Here is an 18,908-nt window from a genome sequence, read left to right as displayed (position 1 = left end):
GTGGCGACCGGTGTGCGGACCTGCCTTCCGGTGGCGGTGCCGCTCCGCGTGGGGCGGGTGGCGACGGGGGTGACGAAGGGGGTACGGAGGGGGTGCGAAGGGGCTACCCGCACCCCCCGTCCGCTACTCCTCGCCGTGGGCGCTCTCATCCCCGCCCGCGCCCCCGGCCGCTTCCGCGCCCTCTTGCGGAACGGCCGCTTCGCGTGCGGCGCCGGGCCCTTCGGCGAGGAGCACGGCGAAGCCGTCCTCCTCCAGGACGGGCACCTTCAGCTGCATGGCCTTGTCGAACTTGGAGCCGGGGTTGTCGCCGACGACGACGAAGTCCGTCTTCTTCGACACCGAGCCGGTGACCTTGGCGCCCCGGCTCTGCAGGGCTTCCTTGGCGCCGTCGCGGGTGTACGAGGAGAGGGTGCCCGTGACGACGACGGTGAGTCCGGCGAGGGGGCGCGGGCCCTCGTCCTCGGCGGCCTCCTCCTCCATGCGGACGCCGGCGGCCCGCCACTTCTCGATGATCTCGCGGCGCCAGTCCTCGGCGAACCACTCCTTGACGGCGGCGGCGACGATCGCGCCGACGCCGTCGACCGCGGCCAGCTCCTCCTCGCTCGCCTCCGCGATGCGGTCGATCGAGCGGAACTCGCGGGCGAGGGCGACCGAGGCGACGGGCCCCACGTGCCGGATCGACAGCCCGGTGAGGATGCGGGCCAGCGGCCGCTGCTTGGCGGCCTCGATGTTGGCCAGCATGGCGAGGGCGTTCTTCTTCGGCTCGCCCTTCTGGTTGGCGAAGAAGGTGACGACCTTCGGCTCGCCGGTCTCCGGGTCGCGCTTGGGCAGGCCGGAGTCGGGGTCCACCACGTAGGACTTGATGGGCAGGAGCTGTTCGATGGTCATGCCGAACAGGTCGCCCTCGTTCTTCAGGGGCGGCTCGGCGGGCTCCAGGGGCTGGGTGAGCGCGGTGGCGGCGACGTAGCCGAGGTTCTCGATGTCGAGGCTCTTGCGGCCGGCGAGGTAGAACAGGCGCTCGCGGATCTGGGCGGGGCAGGAGCGGGCGTTGGGGCAGCGGAGGTCGATGTCGCCCTCCTTCATGGGTCGCAGCTCCGTGCGGCACTCGGGGCACTCGGCGGGCATCACGAACTCGCGCTCCGTGCCGTCCCGGAGGTCCACCACGGGGCCGAGGATCTCGGGGATGACGTCGCCGGCCTTGCGGAGCACGACGGTGTCGCCGATGAGGACGCCCTTGGCCTTGACGACGTCCTGGTTGTGCAGGGTGGCGAACTCGACCTCGGAGCCCGCGACGGTGACCGGCTCGACCACGGCGTACGGCGTGACCCGGCCCGTCCGGCCGACGCCCACGCGGATGTCGACCAGCTTGGTGTTGACCTCTTCCGGGGCGTACTTCCAGGCGATGGCCCAGCGGGGAGCGCGGGAGGTGGAGCCGAGGCGGCCCTGCAGGGGGATCTCGTCGAGCTTGACGACGACGCCGTCGATCTCGTGCTCCATGGAGTGGCGCACGGCGGGCTCGCCGTAGTGGGCGATGAACTTCCGTACGCCCGCGAGGTCGGCGACGACCGAGGCGTGCGCCGCCGTCGGCAGGCCCCACTCGCGCAGCAGTTCGTACGCCTGGGACTGGCGGTCGATGTCGAAGCCCTCGCGCGCGCCGACGCCGTGGACGACCATGTGCAGCGGCCGGGTGGCGGTGACGCGCGGGTCCTTCTGGCGCAGCGACCCGGCGGCGGCGTTGCGCGGGTTGGCGAAGGGGGGCTTGCCGGCTTCCACCAGGCCGGCGTTGAGCTCCTCGAACTTCTCCATGGGGAAGTAGACCTCGCCGCGGACCTCGACGAGGGCCGGGATGCGGTCGCCCTGGAGGCGGTCGGGGATCTCGGCGATGGTGCGGACGTTGGGCGTGATGTCCTCGCCGGTGCGGCCGTCGCCGCGGGTGGCGGCGCGGGTGAGGCGGCCGTGCTCGTAGGTGAGGTTGACGGCGAGGCCGTCGACCTTGAGCTCGCACAGGAAGTGGTACGGGGTGCCGCCGCCGATGTCCTTGGCGATGCGCTCGGCCCAGGCGGCGAGCTCCTCGTCGTCGAAGGCGTTGTCGAGGGAGAGCATGCGCTCGCGGTGCTCGACGGCCGTGAACTCGGTCTCGTAGGCCCCGGCGACCTTCTGCGTGGGCGATTCGGGCGTGCGCAGCTCCGGGTGCTGCTCCTCCAGGGCCTCCAGCGAGCGCAGCAGCTTGTCGAACTCGGCGTCGCTGATGACGGGGGCGTCCTTGACGTAATACCGGAAGCGGTGCTCCTCGACCTGCTCGGCCAGCAGCGCGTGCTTCTCCCGTGCCGGTGCGGGCACGGAGGAGCCCGCCGCGAGCTCTTCGCCCCGCTCTCCGCCCTGCCGTCCGCCCTGCTGTTCGACAGCCACCGTCTCGTCCTCCCGTTGATCCATGAGCGCCGTCACTCAGGGTTGTCTGCGAGTGATTTCGCCGCCCGGACGCAGTGCGCGAGGGCCGTGCGGGCATATGCGGGCGAAGCGCCCGCGAGCCCGCACGAGGGAGTGACGACCACGGACTCCGCGAGGGTCCCCGGTGCCAGCCCCAGCCTGCGCCACAGCGTCCTGACACCCATGACGCTACCGGCAGGGTCTGACAACGGGCCGTCCGTGCCGGGCACCACGCCCACGAACAGCGCCGTCCCCGCCTCGACCGCCTCTCCCACCGCTTCTTCCTCACGCTCGGTGAGGAGCGAGAAATCGAACGAGATGCCCTGGACGCCGGCCCGGCGCAGCAGCGCGAAGGGCACGCCGGGGGCGCACGCGTGCACGACGGGCGCCTGGCCGGTGGCCTCGCGGGCGACCGTCACGAGGTCGCGCAGGGCGCCCTCGACGACGGCCCGGTCGACGGCCCGGTAGGTGCGGTACCCGCTGGCGGTGCGGACCCGCCCGGTGAGGACGGAGGTCAGGGAGGGCTCGTCCAGCTGGAGCACGATCCGGGCGCCGGGCACCCGCCGCCGCACGTCGGCGAGGTGGCCCCGCAGGCCCTCGGCGAGGGACGCCGTGAGGTCGCGGCAGGCGCCGGCGTCGCCGAGCGCGGCCTCGCCGCCGCGCAGTTCCAGGGCCGCCGCGAGGGTCCAGGGGCCGACGGCCGAGACCTTGAGCGCGCCCTCGTAGCCCTGGGTGTACTCCTCCAGCGCGTCGAGGTCCTCGCCCAGCCACGAGCGGGCGCGCTTGGTGTCGCGCCCGGGGCGGTCGCTGATGCGCCATCCGCTGGGCTCGACGTGCGCGTAGACGTCGACCAGGAGGCCGGTGGTGCGGCCGATCATGTCGGCGCCCGGGCCGCGGGCGGGCAGCTCCGGCAGGTACGGCAGGGTCTCCAGGGACCCGGTGACGGTCTTCGCGGCCTCGCGGGCGTCGCCCCCGGGCATCGACCCGACGCCGGTGGCCGCCCCGGCGCCCCAGCTCTTCCCCGCTGCCGGCGGACGGCCGCCGGGCCCCTGCTCGTTGTTGCTCTTGTCGCTCACGCAGGAAGCCTACGGGGCGCGCGGCGGCCTCTGCGCAGGCCGAGCCGGGCGGCGGGAGGGGGTGAGCGCGGGAAGCCCCGGGGCGGCCGGCCCCGGGGCTCTCGTCGTCAGCGGCCGGGCCGGACCGACAGGTCGTTGATCTCCGCGTCGCGCGGGAGGTCGATCGCGAGCAGGATCGTCGTCGCGACCGACTCGGGGTCGATCCACTGCGACGGGTCGTACGGCTTGCCCTCCTGCTGGTGCACCTTCGCCTGCATCGGGGTCGCGGTGCGGCCCGGGTAGACGCTGGTGACGCGCACGCCGGCCGCGTGCTCCTCGGCGCGCAGCGAGTCCGCGAGCGCCTTCAGGCCGTGCTTGCTCGCGGCGTACGCGCTCCACGTGGCGTGGGCGTTCAGCCCGGCGCCGGAGTTGACGAAGAGGACGTGCCCCTTCGTCACGCGCAGCTGCGGCAGGAACAGCCGGGTCAGCTCCGCCGGGGAGACCAGGTTGGCGGCGAGCGTGCCGTTCCACGTCTTCGGCGTCAGCTCGCCGACGGCGCCGAGTTCGACGACGCCCGCGATGTGCAGGAGCGTGTCGACGCGGTCCGGCAGCGGCTGCTTGTCGAGGGCCCAGGAGAGCCGGTCCGGGTTGGACAGGTCGGCCACGAGCGTGTGGGCGCCGGGGAACTCCGCCGCCAGCTCCCTGGCCCGGCCCGCGTCGCGCGCGAAGAGGTGGACCTCGTCGCCCCGGTCGAGGAGCCGGCGTGCGACCGCCGCCCCGATGCCGGAGCCGGCCCCGGTGATCAGATGTGTTGCCATGGGAGCCAGCTTGCCCTACGGCGGGGGCCGGCGCGCAGCCGTGGGGCTAGCGCAGGCCCGCGGACTCCTCCAGGTACGCCATCGCGCCCAGCCCGTCCTCCGCGAAGAAGACGAGGGCGGTCAGCGGCAGGGGCAGGAAGCCCTCGGCCTCCATGCGCTGGAACTGCGCCTTGAGGCCGTCGTAGAAGCCGGCCGTGTTGAGCAGGACGACGGGCTTGTCGTGGATGCCGTGCTTCTTCAGCTCCAGGATCTCCGTCGCCTCGTCCAGCGTGCCGGTGCCGCCCACCATGATGACGACGGCGTCGGCGCGCGAGCAACTGCGCCTTGCGCTCGGCGAGGTCGCGGGTGACGACCATCTCGTCGGCGTTCGCGCGCGCCCGCGCGGCGAGGAACTCGACCGACACGCCGACCAGTCGGCCGCCGCTCTCCTGCACGCCGTCGGCCATGACCTTCATCAGACCGGACTCGGATCCGCCCCACACGAGCGTGTGCCCGCCGCGGCCGATGAGTTCGGCGAACTCGCGGGCGGGGGCGGTGTAGCGGGCGTCGAGGTCGGCGGCGGAGCAGAAGACGGCGATGTTCATGAACGCCACCGTACGTGCCGTCCGTACGGGGTCGTACGGACGGGACCCCTGTGGGCTGTTTTCGGACCCTTTCCTGTCCCTGTTACGGCCCCGTTCGGTTGCGGGTTCGTCACAGGGAGCGGCCTGGTTTGGCGCCTTGTAAGTGCGCTGTTAGCGTGACGTGCACTCGTCAGCCGGGCGTCAACAGGGCGCTGTTTCCAGCCAACTCCTCGGGGGATTTTCCAGTGAAGCTTCGTCATGTCCGCGCGGCCGCCGTCTTCGGGATCGCCGTCGTCGCCCTGACCGGAGCCCGCGGGCACCACGGCGGCGGCTGCAGCAGCGGCAGCTCCAGCCACCACAGCAGCAGCTCCACCTCGGGCGGCACCACGACGACGGGCGGCACCACCGGCAGCACGACCGGCGGCTCCACGAGCACGGACGGCGGCCTCACCACGGGCGGCACCACCACCGGCGGCTCCTCCACCAGCGGGCTCACCTCGGGCGGCACGACCACCGGCGGCAGCAGCGGGAGCGCCTCGCGCGACCTGAAGATCGTCAGCTGTGACTACAGCGACGCCCGCGGCATCACCGCGAAGATCAGCGTCACCAACCCCAGCCTCACGGACAACTACACCTACACGTTCTCCGTGAAGTTCACCGACTCCACCGGCATGGTCATCGGCACCCGCAACCGCACCATCCCCTTCGTCGGCCCCGGCAAGACCGACACGCAGGACGTCTCCCAGGTGTACGTGCCGAAGGCGGGCACCAGCGTCAGCGGCAAGTGCGAGGTCAACAACGTGACCCGCACCAAGTCGTAACGGGGCGCGCCGCCCGGACGGGCCGTGCGGGTCAGGCGCTCTGCGCCGCCCGCGCGGCCCGCGCGCGTTCGGTCGTGGCGATCGTCGCCGAACCGACCACGCGCGTGCCGTCGTACAGCACGATCGCCTGGCCCGGGGCCACGCCGCGGACCGGCTCCGCGAAGGACACGTGCAGCTCGCCGTCCACGAGCTCCGCCGTCACCTCGGTCTCACCGCCGTGGGCGCGCAGCTGGGCGGTGTACGTGCCGGGGCCCTGCGGGGCCGCGCCGCACCAGCGGGGGCGGATGGCGGTCAGGGCGGTGACGTCCAGCGCCTCCACCGGGCCCACCGTCACCGTGTTGTTCACCGGCGAGATGTCCAGGACGTAGCGCGGCTTGCCGTCCGGGGCCGGGTGACCGATCCGCAGGCCCTTGCGCTGGCCGATCGTGAAGCCGTACGCGCCCTCGTGCGTGCCCACCTTCGCGCCGGACTCGTCGACGATGTCGCCCTCGGCCCTGCCGAGGCGCTTCGCGAGGAAGCCGCGGGTGTCGCCGTCGGCGATGAAGCAGATGTCGTGGCTGTCCGGCTTCTTCGCCACGGCCAGGCCGCGGCGCTCCGCCTCCGCGCGGATCTCGTCCTTCGTGGTGACCGTGTCGCCGAGGGGGAACATCGCGTGGGCGAGCTGCCGGTCGTCCAGCACGCCGAGGACGTAGGACTGGTCCTTGGCCATGTCGCTGGCGCGGTGCAGCTCGCGCGTGCCGTCCTCGTTGAGGACGACGGTCGCGTAGTGGCCCGTGCACACCGCGTCGAAGCCGAGCGCGAGCGCCTTGTCCAGCAGCGCCGCGAACTTGATCTTCTCGTTGCAGCGGAGGCAGGGGTTGGGCGTGCGCCCGGCCTCGTACTCGGCGACGAAGTCCTCGACGACGTCCTCGCGGAAGCGTTCCGCCAGGTCCCAGCAGTAGAACGGGATGCCGATCACGTCCGCGGCGCGGCGGGCGTCGCGGGAGTCCTCGATCGTGCAGCAGCCGCGGGCGCCCGTCCGGAACGACTGCGGGTTCGCGGACAGCGCGAGGTGCACGCCGGTCACGTCGTGCCCGGCCTCGGCGGCGCGGGCCGCGGCGACGGCGGAGTCGACACCGCCGGACATGGCGGCGAGCACGCGGAGCCCCTTGCGGGGGGCCTTGGGATCGGGGGCACCGGGGAAGTCAGTCATAACCCCTCCAGGGTACGGGGGCGACTCGCGTCGCGGCGCGCGGGTTTTCCCGGGGCCCGGCCCCGGGTGCCGGCGGGCCCCGGGGCGCGGCCGAGCCGGAAGACCTTCGCCGGGCCCGGCGCTTCCCCACCGCGGCGGTGGCCGGAGCGGTGCCGGTCGGCATGAGGCTGTTCGGCACCGCCGGTCAGCGTCGTCCCGGCTGCTCACCGCTGCGGCGGAAAGAATGCGCCGGCCCGGCGCCCCACCTCCCGCCGCTGCGGAAGGCGGCCTCGCCAGGCCCGGTGCTCCCCCTCCGCCGCCGCGGCGCGCCCCCCGCCGGGGTGCCCGGCCCGTCCCGAGGTTCGTCCGGCTCCGGAACCGCTCGCCGGCCCGGATGCGTTTCGGGGAGAGAGGGGAACACGCACAGCAGGGGGGCACACGTGGACGGGGAGCGCATCACGCGGCGGGGGGTGATCGTCGGTGCCGGCGCCGGCCTCGTCGCCGCGGCCACCGGCGCGTACGCCGGCCGGGACGAGATCGAGCGCTGGTGGTGGCGGGTCTCCGGGCGGGAGAGGCCCCGTACGGACGGCGCGCTCGACCACGCCGGCGCCGAGTGGGTCGCCGCGTCGTCGGCGAACTGGCGGCGCGCGTCGCGGCCGGACGACTACGGCGTCGACCGCATCGTCATCCACGTCGTCCAGGGCAGCTACGGCGACGCCCTCCGCGTCTTCCGCGATCCCCTGCACGAGGCCGCCGCGCACTACGTCGTGCGCAAGGACGGGCACATCGCGCAGACCGTCCGCGAGCTGGACGTGGCCTTCCACTCCGGGAACCGCCGGTTCAACGAGCGCAGCGTCGGCATCGAGCACGAGGGCTACGTGGACCGCCCCGAGGGTTTCACGGACGCCATGTACACCGCCTCGGCCCGGCTCGCGGCGGACATCTGCGCCCGTTACCGGATCCCCGTGGACCGCACCCGCATCGTCGCCCACTCCGAGGTGCCGGGGACGGACCACACCGATCCCGGCCCCCACTGGGACTGGGACCGGTACCTCCGGCTGGTGAGGGAAGCCGCTAGCTGAGGCCCGCCGTGCGGGCCCGTTCCACCACGGGGCCGATGGCCTCGACGACGGCGGTCACGTCCGCCGCCGTGGAGGTGTGCCCCAGGGAGAAGCGGAGCGTGCCGCGGGCCAGGTCCGCGTCGGTGCCCGTGGCGAGGACGACGTGGCTCGGCTGGGCCACGCCCGCGGTGCAGGCGGAGCCCGTGGAGCACTCGATGCCCCGGGCGTCGAGGAGGAGGAGCAGGGAGTCGCCCTCGCAGCCGGGGAAGGAGAAGTGGGCGTTGGCGGGCAGGCGGCCGGCCGGGTCGGGGTCGCCGCCGAGGACGGCGTCGGGGACGGCGGCGCGCACCCCGGCGATCAGTTCGTCGCGCAGGGCGCCGACCTCGCGGGCGAAGTCCGCGCGCCGCGCGGCGGCGAGCTCGCCGGCGACGGCGAAGGCGGCGACCGCGGGCACGTCGAGCGTGCCGGAGCGCACGTGGCGCTCCTGACCGCCGCCGTGGAGCAGCGGCACGGGCGCGTACTGGCGGCCGAGGAGGAGCGCGCCGATGCCGTACGGCCCGCCGATCTTGTGCCCGCTGACCGTCATGGCGGCGAGCCCGGAGCCGGCGAAGCCGATGTCCAGCTGGCCGAAGGCCTGGACGGCGTCGGCGTGCAGGGGCACGCCGAACCCGGCGGCCACGTCCGCCAGTTCGCGGATCGGCATGATCGTGCCGATCTCGTTGTTGGCCCACATCACCGTGGCCAGGGCGACGTCCCCGGGCTCACGGGCTATGGCCTCGCGCAGCGCGTCGGGGTGGACCCGCCCGTGGGCGTCGACCGGGAGGTACTCGACGGTCGCGCCCTCGTGCGTGGCGAGCCAGTCGACGGCGTCGAGCACGGCGTGGTGCTCGACGGGGCTGGTGAGGACGCGCGTACGGGCGGGGTCGGCGGCGCGGCGGGCCCAGTACAGCCCCTTGACGGCGAGGTTGTCGGCTTCGGTGCCGCCCGCGGTGAACACGACTTCGCTGGGGCGGGCGCCGAGCGCCGCGGCGAGGGACTCGCGCGCCTCCTCGACGGTGCGGCGCGCCCGCCGCCCGGCGGCGTGCAGCGAGGAGGCGTTTCCGGTGAGGGCGAGCTGGGCGGTCATCGCCTGCACCGCCTCCGGAAGCATCGGGGTGGTGGCGGCGTGGTCGAGGTAGGCCATGGTGGGCACGATTCTACGAGGCCGGGTCCGGAACAGTACCGGGCGTTCCGGCCGGGGGCCGTGCGTAGCGTTCCGCGGTCGCCGCGGCCACCTCCGCGAGGTCCGCGCGGACGGCCTCCGGGGAGAGGACCTCGACGTCGGGGCCGAAGGACAGCAGGACGCGGGCGGCGCGGGGGTCGTCGAGCCGGAGTTCGACGGTGGCGGGGTCGCCGGCGGAGGGCGGGGCGGCGACGGCGGAGCCGAGGAAGCGCAGGAACAGGTCGAGCCGGGAGCGCCGCACGGTCGCCGTCACGCGCACGTCCGCGGGCCGCTGTTCGACCTCGCGCCGGAGGACCTCCCAGGCGTCGGCGAGCTCGACGCCGGCCCGGCGCCGCACGGCGTCCGCGGTGACGGTCACGGCGGCCGTGCGGTCGGCGCGGAAGAGCTGCGGGCGGGTCCGCCGGTCGGCGACGAGGTACCAGACGCCGGCCTTGGCGACGAGGCCGTAGGGGTCGACGGTGTACGTGCGGGTGCGCTCCTGGCCGCCGTGCCGGTAGCGCAGGCGCAGCCGCCGGTCGGCGAAGACGGCGGTCTGCAGTGCGCCGATGTCGACGGCGGGGGCCGGGGCGGGGCCGCCCAGCCAGCGGACGGGGTCGACGAGGATGCGGCGGCTGGTGGCCTCGGCGGCGGGGCGGTGCGGGGCGGGCAGGGCGGCCATGACCTTGCGCAGGGCGGAGCCGAGGGCGCCGTCGAGGCCGAGGTCGGCGTGCGCGCTCCGGGTGGCGAGGACGAAGAGGGCGCGGGCCTCGTCGGCGGTGAGGCCGGTGACGTCCGTGCGGTAGCCGGGCAGCAGCGCGATGCCGCCGTGCCGGCCGCGCTCGGCGTAGACGGGCACGCCGGCGGCGGACAGGGATTCGACGTCGCGGTAGACGGTGCGGACGGACACCTCCAGGCGGTCGGCCAGTTCGCGGGCGGGCACGCGGCCGCGGGTCTGGAGGAGCAGGAGCGTCGACAGCAGGCGGTCGGATTTCACCGCTCAAGGATCACCCGCGGAGCCCGGCGGAAAACCTGACGGTGGTTGTCAGGTTATGACGGGATGCTCTGCGTGTTTCTCCCGGAACGGATCTCTTCTTGCGAATGGAGTCGCCATGACCGGCACGCCCGCCCTCTCCGACCCCCGCCCCCTGGTGGAGCGCGCGGTCGCCCAGATCGCGGCCCTGATCGAGGCCGTGCCCGCGGAGCGGCTCGGGGACCCGACGCCGTGCGCGGAGTTCGACGTACGGGCCCTGCTGGGGCACCTCGTGGCCGGCGCGCACGACGCCGCGCAGCTCGGTGAGACGGGCACGGTGAAGAGGAGCGGCCCGCCCGCGGACGTCGCGGACGACGGCTGGGGCCGGGCCTACGGAGCGGCGCTGGCCCGGCTGAGGGCGGCCTGGGCGGACGACGCGGCGCTGGAGCGCCCGGTGAGCGTGGAGTGGGGGACGTTCCCGGGGGCCGTGTACCTGGCGTCGGGCGTGGTGCTGGAGAGCGTGACGCACGCCTGGGACCTGTCGCATGCGCTGGGGCACCCGCTCCCCCTGGACCAGGAGCTGGCCGGACTGGTGCTGGACCCGGCCCAGCGGTTCCTGCCGGCGGACCGGCGGGGCGAGGAGGTGCCGTTCGGGCCGGTGCGGCCCGCGCCCGAGGGCGCGGACGCGTACGCGCGGCTGGCGGCGTGGCTGGGCCGCGAGGTCGCGTAGCCCGCGCGGCCCGCGACGGCGGGAGGCCCGGGGCCGCAGGCGGCGCCCCGGCAGCCCGCGGCTGCGCGCCGTCCGGGCGCGGCCCGCGCCATCCCGGCGGAGCCGGAGCCCGGGCGTCCCGTGGGCCGGCCGCCGCTCGGCCTCAGCGCCGCGGGGCGGCCGCCAGCTGCCGGGACTGGGCCACGAGCCGGTCCTCGCTGTCCCAGACCTCGGCGTCCTCCTCCAGGAAGCCGCCCGCGAGGTTGCGCGTGGTGATGGCGATGCGGACGGGGCCGGGGGCGGGGCGGCAGCGGATGTGGGCGGTCAGCTCGATGGTGGGCACCCAGCCGGTCAGGCCCATCTCGAACGTCGTGGGCGGCAGGGCGTCGACGGCGAGCAGCAGGGCGAGCGGGTCCATGGGGCGGCCGTCGGCGAGCCCGAACCAGCCGCGCATCTCGCCGCGGCCGCTGGGCGCGCCGGCCGCCCAGCCGGCGGTCGCGGGGTCGAGGCGGATGTCGAGGCGGCGGGCGATCTCGGAGAGCGGGTGGGAGCCGTCGTCGTGCTCCTTGCCGAGGCAGTGCTCGTACGGGGGGATGGCGGGCGGCTTGGCCGTGGTGCGGACGTCGTCGCTGAGGGCGCCGAGGTCGCCGTAGGTGGCGAGGACGCGGATCCGCTCGATCTCGCCGCCGTCCTCGTCGTACTGCAGGAGGGAGGCCTGGCCGGTGGAGAGGGCGCGGCCGGTGCGCACGGTCTGCGTGCGGACGACGGCGGGGCCGGGCCGGCTGACCGAGAGGTAGTGCGCGGTGACGGTGAACGGGTCGGGGTGGGGCAGCTCCGCGTCGAGGGCCCGGCCGGCGAGGGCCAGGAGGAAGCCGCCGTTGACCGCACCGCCGATGGTCCACCCGGCGGGGAGGGTGGCGTCGTGCACGCCGGGGCCGCGGGGGGTCAGCGCGGTGTCGCGGTCGAATTCGCTGTCACCGATGGTTGCCTGTGCCATGCCGGTCACGCTACACCCGGGAGTTACTCATCGGTAGGTTCTGGATGAAGGAGCAACGAACCCCAGCGATCGGCCACCGGAACGCGCGGCCTCACGCCTCTTCGGTGGCCGCGCTCCGCCGGTGCCACGCCCGCGGCGCCCGCCAGTGGAAGCGCATCGCGAGCAGCCGCAGCACGAACGCCGTCACCACGGGCACCACGTACGCCGGGCCCTCCAGCGCGCCGAAGCGGAGCAGCAGGGCGGCCAGCGCGGCGCCGACCATGGCCGGCACGGCGTACAGGTCGCGGTCCCAGCGCAGCAGCGAGGGCACCTCGTGGGCGAGGATGTCGCGCAGCACGCCGCCGCCGACCGCGGTGGCCAGCCCGAGCGTGGCGGCGAAGACGAGGCCGAGCCCGTGCCCGTACGCCTTGACCGTGCCGGTGACGCAGAACAGCCCGAGGCCCGCGGCGTCGCAGACCCCCACCGCCTTGGTGATCCGCTCGACCTCCGGGTGGAGGAAGAAGACGATGACCGTGGCGAGCAGCGGGGTGAGGAAGTAGCCGAGGTCGGTGAAGGCGGCGGGCGGTACGGCGCCGATGATCACGTCCCGGATCAGCCCGCCGCCCAGTGCCGTGACCTCCGCCAGGACCGCCATGCCGAAGACGTCGAAGTTCTTCCGCACGGCGAGCAGGGCGCCGGAGAGCGCGAAGACGAAGATCCCGGCGATGTCCAGCGAATGCTGGACGGAGGGGCTGAACAGGTCGGTGAGCACGAGACATTGTCACTCAGCCCGGAGGCTGATATGGACGATCACCCTCCGCTCGTTCCCGCAGCGGCCGCCTCCGGGGCGTTCTCCGGGTGGTGGCAGGCCACCTGGTGGCCCGGTTCGAGCGCCAGCAGCGGCGGCTCCTGCGTCCTGCACACGTCCGTCGCCTTCCAGCACCGGGTGTGGAAGCGGCAGCCGGAGGGCGGCGAGATCGGCGAGGGCACGTCCCCCTTGAGCAGGATGCGCTCCCGCTTGGTGCGCCGCTTCGGGTCGGGCACCGGCACCGCGGACAGCAGCGCCTTGGTGTACGGGTGCATCGGCTTCGTGTAGAGCGAGGTGCGGTCGGTGAGCTCCACGAGCTTGCCGAGGTACATGACGGCGATGCGGTCCGAGACGTGGCGGATGACCGACAGGTCGTGCGCGATGATCACGTACGTGAGCCCGAGCTCGCCTTGGAGGTCGTCCAGCAGGTTGACCACCTGGGCCTGGATGGAGACGTCCAGCGCCGAGACCGGCTCGTCCGCGACGACGAGCTTCGGCTTGAGCGCGAGCGCCCGCGCGATGCCGATGCGCTGCCGCTGCCCGCCGGAGAACTCGTGCGGGTAGCGGTTGTAGTGCTCCGGGTTGAGCCCCACCAGCTCCAGCAGCCGCTGCACCTCCTTCTTCACCCCGCCCTCGGGCGCGATGCCCTGCAGCCTGAAGGGCGCGCCGACGATGGTGCCGACGGTGTGCCGGGGGTTCAGCGAGGAGTACGGGTCCTGGAAGATCATCTGGATGTCGCGGCGCAGCGGGCGCATCCCGGCCACGCCCAGGTGGCTGATGTCCTTGCCCTGGAACGCGACCCGGCCGCCCGTGGGCTCCAGCAGCCGGGTGATCAGCCGGCCCATGGTGGACTTGCCGCAGCCGGACTCCCCCACCACGCCCAGGGTCTCCCCCGTGCGGACGTCGAAGGTGAGCCCGTCCACGGCCTGCACGGCGCCGACCTGCCGACGCAGCAGCCCCTTGGTGATCGGGAAGTGCTTGACCAGGCCCTCGACCGTGAGGAGGGCCTCGGGCCCGTCGGACGGCGCCTGCTGCCCGGGAATCTTCATCGCGTGGTCCTCGTGGTCCTCGTGGTCCTTCACAGCTTCGGCGCGATCTCTTCGGTCCAGATGCGGGTCCGTTCCTCCTCGGCCATGTGGCAGGCGGACCAGTGCCGGCCGCCTCCCGGGACGCCGTCGCCGCCGGTGACCAGGCGCAGTTCGGGCCGCTCCGTGCGGGTGATCCCGTCCGCGGGCACGTCGGCGTACGGGCAGCGCGGGTTGAAGGCGCAGCCGGAGGGGATGTTGATGAGGCTGGGCGGGGAGCCCTTGACCGGGATCAGCCGGTCGGTCTGCTCGCGGTCGATGCGCGGCATGGAGCCGAGCAGGCCCCAGGTGTAGGGGTGCCGGGGCTCGGAGAAGACCTTCTCCGCGGGCCCGCGCTCCACGCAGCGGCCGCCGTACATGACGAGGATGTCGTCGGCCAGCTCGGCGACGACGCCGAGGTCGTGGGTGATGACGATGACGGCCGAGCCGAACTCCTTCTGCAGGTCGCGGATGAGGTCGAGGATCTGCGCCTGGACGGTCACGTCCAGGGCGGTGGTCGGCTCGTCCGCGATGAGCAGCTCGGGGTTGTTGACCAGCGCCATGGCGATCATGGCGCGCTGGCGCATGCCGCCGGAGAACTGGTGGGGGTAGTCGTCGACGCGGCGGTCGGGCTGCGGGATGCCGACGCGGTCCAGCAGCTCGACGGCCCGCTTGCGGGCGGTCTTCTTGTCCGCGTCGGCGTGGTGCACCCGGTACGCCTCGGTGATCTGGTGGCCGATCGTGAAGTACGGGTGCATGGCGGACAGCGGGTCCTGGAAGATCATCGCCATCTCGCGGCCGCGCAGCCGCCGCACCTCGTCGGGGTCGGCGCTCATCAGCTCCTTGCCGTCGAGCCAGACCTCGCCGGAGATCCGGGCCTTGCCGCGCCCGTACTGGCCGACGGTGTGCAGGCCCATGATGCCGAGCGAGGTGACCGACTTGCCCGAGCCGGACTCGCCGACGATGCCGAGCGTCCGGCCCTTCTCCAGCTGGAAGGAGAGCCCGTCGACGGACTTGACGAGGCCGTCGTCGGTGGGGAAGTGGATGCGCAGGTCCCGCACGTCGAGGAAGGCGGTGGGGGTGTCCCCCGGGCCGGGGACGGGGGCGGTGGTCACGAGAGCCTCACTCGGGGGTCGATCACGGCGTACAGGAGGTCCACGACCAGGTTGGCGAAGACGACGGCGGAGGCGGTGATGAGCGTGACGCCGAGGATCATCGGCAGGTCGCGTTCGTTGATGGCCGCCACCGCGGCCTGGCCGAGGCCGGGCAGGCTGAACGCCGTCTCGGTGAGGATCGCGCCGCCGACCAGCGCCCCGAGGTCCATGCCGAGCACGGTGAGGATCGGGGTCATGGTGGAGCGCATCGCGTGCTTGCCGATGACGACGGGCTCGGCGAGCCCCTTGGCGCGGGCGGTGCGGATGTAGTCCTCGCCGAGCACCTCCAGCATGGTGGCGCGGGTGAGCCGCGCGTACATCGCCGCGTAGAGGAAGGCCAGGGTGACCCAGGGCAGGATCAGGCCGCCGAACCAGCTCCCCGGGTCGTCCGCGAAGGACGTGTACTCGCCGCCGACCCAGCCGAGCTTGTACTTGAAGACCGCGAGCGAGAGCAGGGCGGTGAAGTAGATCGGCAGGGAGACGCCGCCGAGCGCCACGGTCATGGCGGTGCGGTCCCAGACGGTGCCGCGCTTGAGGGCGGAGACGACGCCGGTCAGGACGCCGCCGGTGACCCACAGCACGCAGGCGCCGCCGGCCAGGGAGAGGGTGACGGGCAGCCGGCTCGTCAGCTCGGGCCAGATGGGGCTCTCGTGCTTGAACGAGTAGCCGAAGCAGGGCGCCGGGCAGTGGACGGTGTCGTTCGCGCTGGCGTAGTCCCGGCCGGCGAAGATCCCGCTGACGAAGTTCCAGAACTGCTCCAGGATCGGCTTGCCGAGTCCCAGCTTCTCGCGGACGCCCTCGATGGCCGCCGGATCGGCCTGTTTGCCGATGTACATCAGCGCGGGGTCGGCCCCGGTGAACTTCGGGATCGCGAAGAAGATGCCGAAGGTCACGAGGATGACCACGAGCAGCATCACGATGACGGCGAACAGCCGCCTGACGATGTAAGCGAACACTGCGGTCGGCCCGGCGGCGGCCCGGAGGCGCCCCCCTGGGGAAGAGGGGGGCGTCCCCGGCCGTCGCGCTCGGCCCTCACCTGCCCTTCGGACCTAGCGGCGGGTGCGCCGGCGGAGCGGACGGGATGTCACGGCCGTGACGGGCGCGATCACTTGACGACGCCCAGCGAGGCGTAGTCGTAGCGGCCGTTGTAGGCGTCGGCCGTGTAGACGTTGGTCAGCCGGGAGCTGCGCCAGATGATGTTCTTCTCGTAGGTGAAGGGCAGGTACCAGGCGCCCTCCATGACCTTCTTGTTGGCCTCCTGGTAGATCTTCCCGGCCTTCTCCACGTCGGTCTCCGCGATGGCCTCGTCGAAGGTCTTGTTGATCGCGGGGTCGTTGAGCTCGGGGTAGTTCTGGTTGCCGCTCTCCTGGACGAAGCGGCCGTCGGCGATCGGCTGGAGGAAGCCCTGGCCGCTGGGGAAGTCGGAGCCCCAGCCCATGATGATGATGCCGTAGCCCTTGGCCTTGACGTTCGAGGGCGAGCCGATGATGCCGGTGGACTGCGCGCCGTCGTACTTGTCGATCTGCGCGTCGATGCCGATGGCCTTCAGGGACGCCTGGAGCGACTCGGCGGTGGCGACCTCCTGCATCTTGTTGTTGCGCACGGCGATCGTCGTCTTGAAGCCCTCGGGCTTGCCGCAGGCCTTCAGCTCCTCCTTGGCCTTGGCCACGTCGGGCTTGCCCTGCTTCATGTTGTACGGGTCGTAGCCGGGGTCGAAGCCCTTGACGGCCGGCGGCAGCATGCTGATGCCGATGTCGCCGCCCGCCTGGGGGCCGCCGCGCGCGGTCTGCAGCGAGGTGTGGTCGGCGCCGTAGATGACGGCCTTGCGGCAGTGCTCGTTGTCGAACGGGGCGACGGTCTTGGGGAAGGCCGCGTAGCGGATGAAGCCGGTCTGCGGGTTGTCGACGTTGCCCTTCTTCTCCTTGAGGGCCTTCTGCCGGCCCGCCGAGCCCATGCCGGTGGCGTTGATGTCGAGGTCGTAGTCGCCCTTGATCAGCCGGTTGTCCATGTCGTCGGCGTTGGTGATCAGCGTGACCGAGATCTTGTCCGGCAGGGCCTTGCGGACCTGGTCGGAGTCCTTGTTCCACTTGTCGTTGCGGACCAGTTCCAGGCCCTTGTTCGGGCTGTACGCGACCCACTTGTACGGCCCGTTGGAGAACGGCTTCTGGCCGTACCGCTCGGCGGTGTCCTTGTCCGGGCGGACCGGGGCCGCGGCGGGCATCGCGATCATCTGCAGGAAGTCGCCGTTGGGCTTGGGCAGTTTGAAGACGATCGTCTTCTCGTCCGGCGTCTCGATCGCCTTCAGCCCCAGCTTGTCCTTGCTCTCGTCCTTGTACGGGCCCTTGTACGTCTTCTCGGGGTCCAGGACCTGCATCAGCCAGGTGGGCCCGCCGGAGATCTTGTCGGTGGCCCAGGTGCGCTCGATGCCGTACTTGATCTGCTGGGCGGTGACGGGCTGCCCGTCCTCCCAGGTCACACCGGGCCGCAGGGTGAAGGTGTAGGTCTTCTTGTCCTCCGAGACCTTGCCGGTGTCGGTGGCCAGGTCCGGGACCAGGGTGGTGCTCCCGCCGCCCGCGGCCGGCTTCGGGGTGATCAGCGTGCGCGCGTAGTAGCGGGCGAAGTCCCACATGAATCCGTAGTAACCGCGCTGCGGGTCCCAGGAGTCGGCGTCCTGCGTGCCGATGAACTTCAGCTCGCCGCCCTTCTTCTCGGAGGCGCCCGCGACCTTGTCGACCGCGGCGTTGAAGCCCGCGCCCTTGCCGTCCCCGCTCTCCTTGCCGCTGCCGCCACCGCCGCCGCAGGCGGCCGTCGTGGCCAGGGCCGCGACCACGAGGGCCGCCCCGGCGGCGGACCTCCGCCTCGAATTCCGCTGTGTTCTCAAGGTGTCGCGACCTCCGTGATCGTCGCCGCCCGGGAACGGGCCGGCGGGTTTGCGGACGTGAGCCTCCTGACGGACCGACAGGGGCGGTGGGACACGAGCAGGACGGCGGGTGCGGGCCCCCGGCGCGCGCTAGCGCGACCCCTTGGGGTCCAAGGCGTCCCGGACACCGTCGCCGAAGAGGTTGAACGCGAGGACGGTGAGGAAGATGGCCAGACCCGGGATGATCATGAAGATCGGGTCCGCCTCGTAGTGGTCGACGGCCCTGGCGAGCATCTCGCCCCACGATGCCGTCGGGGGCTTGACTCCGGTACCGAGGAAGCTGAGGGCGGCCTCGGTGAGGACGTTGGTGGGGATCATCAGCGTGGTGTACACGGTGATCGGCGCGACCAGGTTGGGCAGCAGCTCGCGGAAGAGGATGTAGCCGCGGCCCGCGCCCAGGCTGCGCGCGGCCTCGACGTACTCCCGCTCCCTGAGCGAGAGGGTCTGGCCGCGCACGATGCGCCCGATGTAGGGCCAGCCGAAGAAGCCGATGACGGCGATCAGCACGCCCATGCGCACGCCCGAACCGGTCAGCCCCCACAGGGAGTCGGGGACCACGGACACCAGCGCGATGATGAACAGCAGCTGGGGGAAGGCCAGCAGGAGGTCCATGACCCGGCTGATCACGGCGTCGATCCAGCCGCCGAAGAAACCGGCGACGATGCCGAAGACGGTGCCGAGGAAGACCGCGACGACGGCGGACAGGAAGGCCACGAGGAGCGAGACCCGGGCCCCGTAGACGATGCGGCTGAAGACGTCGCGCCCGTTCACGGGCTCGACCCCGAAGAGGAAGTCCGAGCTGACGCCGCCCCAGGAGCCCTTGGGCGTGCTGAAGAGGGGGTCGATCTGGTCCTCGTGGAACTCGTTGGGCGGGTGGCCCAGGGCGCCCACGATCAGCGGGGCGAAGACCGCCACGAGGATGAGCAGCACCACGACGGTGCCGCCGGCCAGGGCGAACTTGTCGCGCTTCAGCCGGATCCAGGCGATCCGCCAGGGGGACCGGCCCTCGATCGCCGTGGCCGGCACGTCGGCGGCGACGTCGACGGCAGCGGTCTGCGCCGCGTCCGTGTCGTGCAGTGGTGCCGTCATCGTCTGGTGGACCCCCCTCGGCCGGCACTCGCCGGCCCAACGCCGCCGCGCATGCGGCTGATTCACATCACTGGTGCGAATGGTGCGATGGTGCGAGAAGT

Annotated in this window: 16 protein-coding genes and 1 pseudogene; 3 read left to right on the top strand and 14 right to left on the bottom strand. The window is 72.9% G+C overall.

All coding sequences use genetic code 11. The annotated features are described in order from the left end of the window. Window positions 1-123 precede the first annotated feature (123 nt). The 4 genes and pseudogenes from ligA to ACOTKD_RS25275 all read right to left on the bottom strand — a co-directional run bounded on the left by ligA (window position 124) and on the right by ACOTKD_RS25275 (window position 4,884). Window positions 124-2,409 (bottom strand): NAD-dependent DNA ligase LigA, encoded by a 2,286-nt coding sequence (ligA, locus tag ACOTKD_RS25290; RefSeq protein ID WP_424891301.1) that lies wholly within the window; start codon window positions 2,407-2,409, stop codon window positions 124-126. Between the two features lie 32 nt (window positions 2,410-2,441). Next, on the bottom strand, window positions 2,442-3,503 hold the full coding sequence (locus ACOTKD_RS25285) for a methionine synthase (RefSeq protein ID WP_424891300.1): 1,062 nt from the start codon (window positions 3,501-3,503) through the stop codon (window positions 2,442-2,444). Window positions 3,504-3,610: 107 nt separating this feature from the next. Further along, window positions 3,611-4,300 (bottom strand): SDR family oxidoreductase, encoded by a 690-nt coding sequence (locus ACOTKD_RS25280; RefSeq protein ID WP_424891299.1) that lies wholly within the window; start codon window positions 4,298-4,300, stop codon window positions 3,611-3,613. Between the two features lie 46 nt (window positions 4,301-4,346). Further along, window positions 4,347-4,884, bottom strand: a pseudogene (locus ACOTKD_RS25275) (TIGR00730 family Rossman fold protein). A 224-nt stretch (window positions 4,885-5,108) separates the two neighbouring features. Between ACOTKD_RS25275 and ACOTKD_RS25270 the strand changes: the two are divergent. Beyond that, complete coding sequence (locus ACOTKD_RS25270; protein ID WP_424891298.1) at window positions 5,109-5,684, top strand: hypothetical protein; 576 nt, start codon at window positions 5,109-5,111, stop codon at window positions 5,682-5,684. Between the two features lie 31 nt (window positions 5,685-5,715). Here the strand turns inward: ACOTKD_RS25270 and mnmA are convergent, their stop codons facing one another. Beyond that, entirely contained in the window at window positions 5,716-6,876 is a 1,161-nt protein-coding gene (gene mnmA / locus ACOTKD_RS25265; protein WP_424891297.1) for a tRNA 2-thiouridine(34) synthase MnmA, read from the bottom strand. Between the two features lie 419 nt (window positions 6,877-7,295). On the opposite strand from mnmA, the gene ACOTKD_RS25260 reads away from it, so the two are divergent. Beyond that, on the top strand, window positions 7,296-7,937 hold the full coding sequence (locus ACOTKD_RS25260) for an N-acetylmuramoyl-L-alanine amidase (RefSeq protein WP_424891296.1): 642 nt from the start codon (window positions 7,296-7,298) through the stop codon (window positions 7,935-7,937). Here the strand turns inward: ACOTKD_RS25260 and ACOTKD_RS25255 are convergent. Both ACOTKD_RS25255 and ACOTKD_RS25250 read right to left on the bottom strand, forming a co-directional pair. Continuing rightward, a complete protein-coding gene (locus ACOTKD_RS25255) occupies window positions 7,930-9,099 on the bottom strand; it encodes a cysteine desulfurase family protein (RefSeq protein ID WP_424891295.1) in 1,170 nt (389 codons plus the stop codon). The two genes, ACOTKD_RS25260 and ACOTKD_RS25255, sit on opposite strands and share 8 nt — an antisense overlap. Window positions 9,100-9,112: 13 nt before the next feature. Continuing rightward, complete coding sequence (locus ACOTKD_RS25250; RefSeq protein WP_424891294.1) at window positions 9,113-10,111, bottom strand: helix-turn-helix transcriptional regulator; 999 nt, start codon at window positions 10,109-10,111, stop codon at window positions 9,113-9,115. A gap of 115 nt (window positions 10,112-10,226) precedes the next feature. On the opposite strand from ACOTKD_RS25250, the gene ACOTKD_RS25245 reads away from it, so the two are divergent. Further along, window positions 10,227-10,817: a TIGR03086 family metal-binding protein gene (locus ACOTKD_RS25245; protein WP_424891293.1), complete on the top strand. Its 591-nt coding sequence runs from the start codon at window positions 10,227-10,229 to the stop codon at window positions 10,815-10,817. A gap of 142 nt (window positions 10,818-10,959) precedes the next feature. On the opposite strand, the gene ACOTKD_RS25240 is transcribed toward ACOTKD_RS25245, so the two are convergent. From ACOTKD_RS25240 to ACOTKD_RS25210, 7 genes are all read right to left on the bottom strand, one after another. Next, window positions 10,960-11,793: a thioesterase family protein gene (locus ACOTKD_RS25240; protein WP_424891292.1), complete on the bottom strand. Its 834-nt coding sequence runs from the start codon at window positions 11,791-11,793 to the stop codon at window positions 10,960-10,962. Window positions 11,794-11,884: 91 nt separating this feature from the next. Then, window positions 11,885-12,544, bottom strand: a complete 660-nt coding sequence (locus ACOTKD_RS25235; protein ID WP_424891291.1) for a trimeric intracellular cation channel family protein — start codon at window positions 12,542-12,544, stop codon at window positions 11,885-11,887. 38 nt (window positions 12,545-12,582) lie between these two features. After that, on the bottom strand, window positions 12,583-13,629 hold the full coding sequence (locus ACOTKD_RS25230; protein ID WP_424891353.1) for an ABC transporter ATP-binding protein: 1,047 nt from the start codon (window positions 13,627-13,629) through the stop codon (window positions 12,583-12,585). A 29-nt stretch (window positions 13,630-13,658) separates the two neighbouring features. Next, the gene (locus ACOTKD_RS25225) at window positions 13,659-14,759 is read right to left on the bottom strand and encodes an ABC transporter ATP-binding protein (RefSeq protein WP_424891290.1); all 1,101 of its coding nucleotides are present in this window, start codon (window positions 14,757-14,759) and stop codon (window positions 13,659-13,661) included. Beyond that, entirely contained in the window at window positions 14,756-15,754 is a 999-nt protein-coding gene (locus tag ACOTKD_RS25220; protein ID WP_424891289.1) for an ABC transporter permease, read from the bottom strand. The genes ACOTKD_RS25225 and ACOTKD_RS25220 overlap by 4 nt, the downstream gene beginning before the upstream one ends. A 149-nt stretch (window positions 15,755-15,903) precedes the next feature. Beyond that, the gene (locus tag ACOTKD_RS25215) at window positions 15,904-17,679 is read right to left on the bottom strand and encodes an ABC transporter substrate-binding protein (RefSeq protein WP_424891288.1); all 1,776 of its coding nucleotides are present in this window, start codon (window positions 17,677-17,679) and stop codon (window positions 15,904-15,906) included. A gap of 129 nt (window positions 17,680-17,808) precedes the next feature. After that, a complete protein-coding gene (locus tag ACOTKD_RS25210) occupies window positions 17,809-18,807 on the bottom strand; it encodes an ABC transporter permease (RefSeq protein WP_424891287.1) in 999 nt (332 codons plus the stop codon). Window positions 18,808-18,908: the final 101 nt, after the last annotated feature.

This window comes from Streptomyces sp. XH2 (assembly GCF_049725035.1).
GTDB lineage: Bacteria > Actinomycetota > Actinomycetes > Streptomycetales > Streptomycetaceae > Streptomyces > Streptomyces roseoverticillatus.
This window is presented reverse-complemented; position numbering and strand designations above follow the sequence as displayed.

Coding starts and splice junctions, on each gene's coding strand:
- ACOTKD_RS25280 (WP_424891299.1), bottom strand. CDS start 4,300: ATGGCAACACATCTGATCACCGGGGCCGGCTCCGGCATCGGGGCGGCG.
- ACOTKD_RS25240 (WP_424891292.1), bottom strand. CDS start 11,793: ATGGCACAGGCAACCATCGGTGACAGCGAATTCGACCGCGACACCGCG.
- ACOTKD_RS25230 (WP_424891353.1), bottom strand. CDS start 13,629: ATGAAGATTCCCGGGCAGCAGGCGCCGTCCGACGGGCCCGAGGCCCTC.
- ACOTKD_RS25245 (WP_424891293.1), top strand. CDS start 10,227: ATGACCGGCACGCCCGCCCTCTCCGACCCCCGCCCCCTGGTGGAGCGC.
- ACOTKD_RS25210 (WP_424891287.1), bottom strand. CDS start 18,807: ATGACGGCACCACTGCACGACACGGACGCGGCGCAGACCGCTGCCGTC.
- mnmA (WP_424891297.1), bottom strand. CDS start 6,876: ATGACTGACTTCCCCGGTGCCCCCGATCCCAAGGCCCCCCGCAAGGGG.
- ACOTKD_RS25255 (WP_424891295.1), bottom strand. CDS start 9,099: ATGGCCTACCTCGACCACGCCGCCACCACCCCGATGCTTCCGGAGGCG.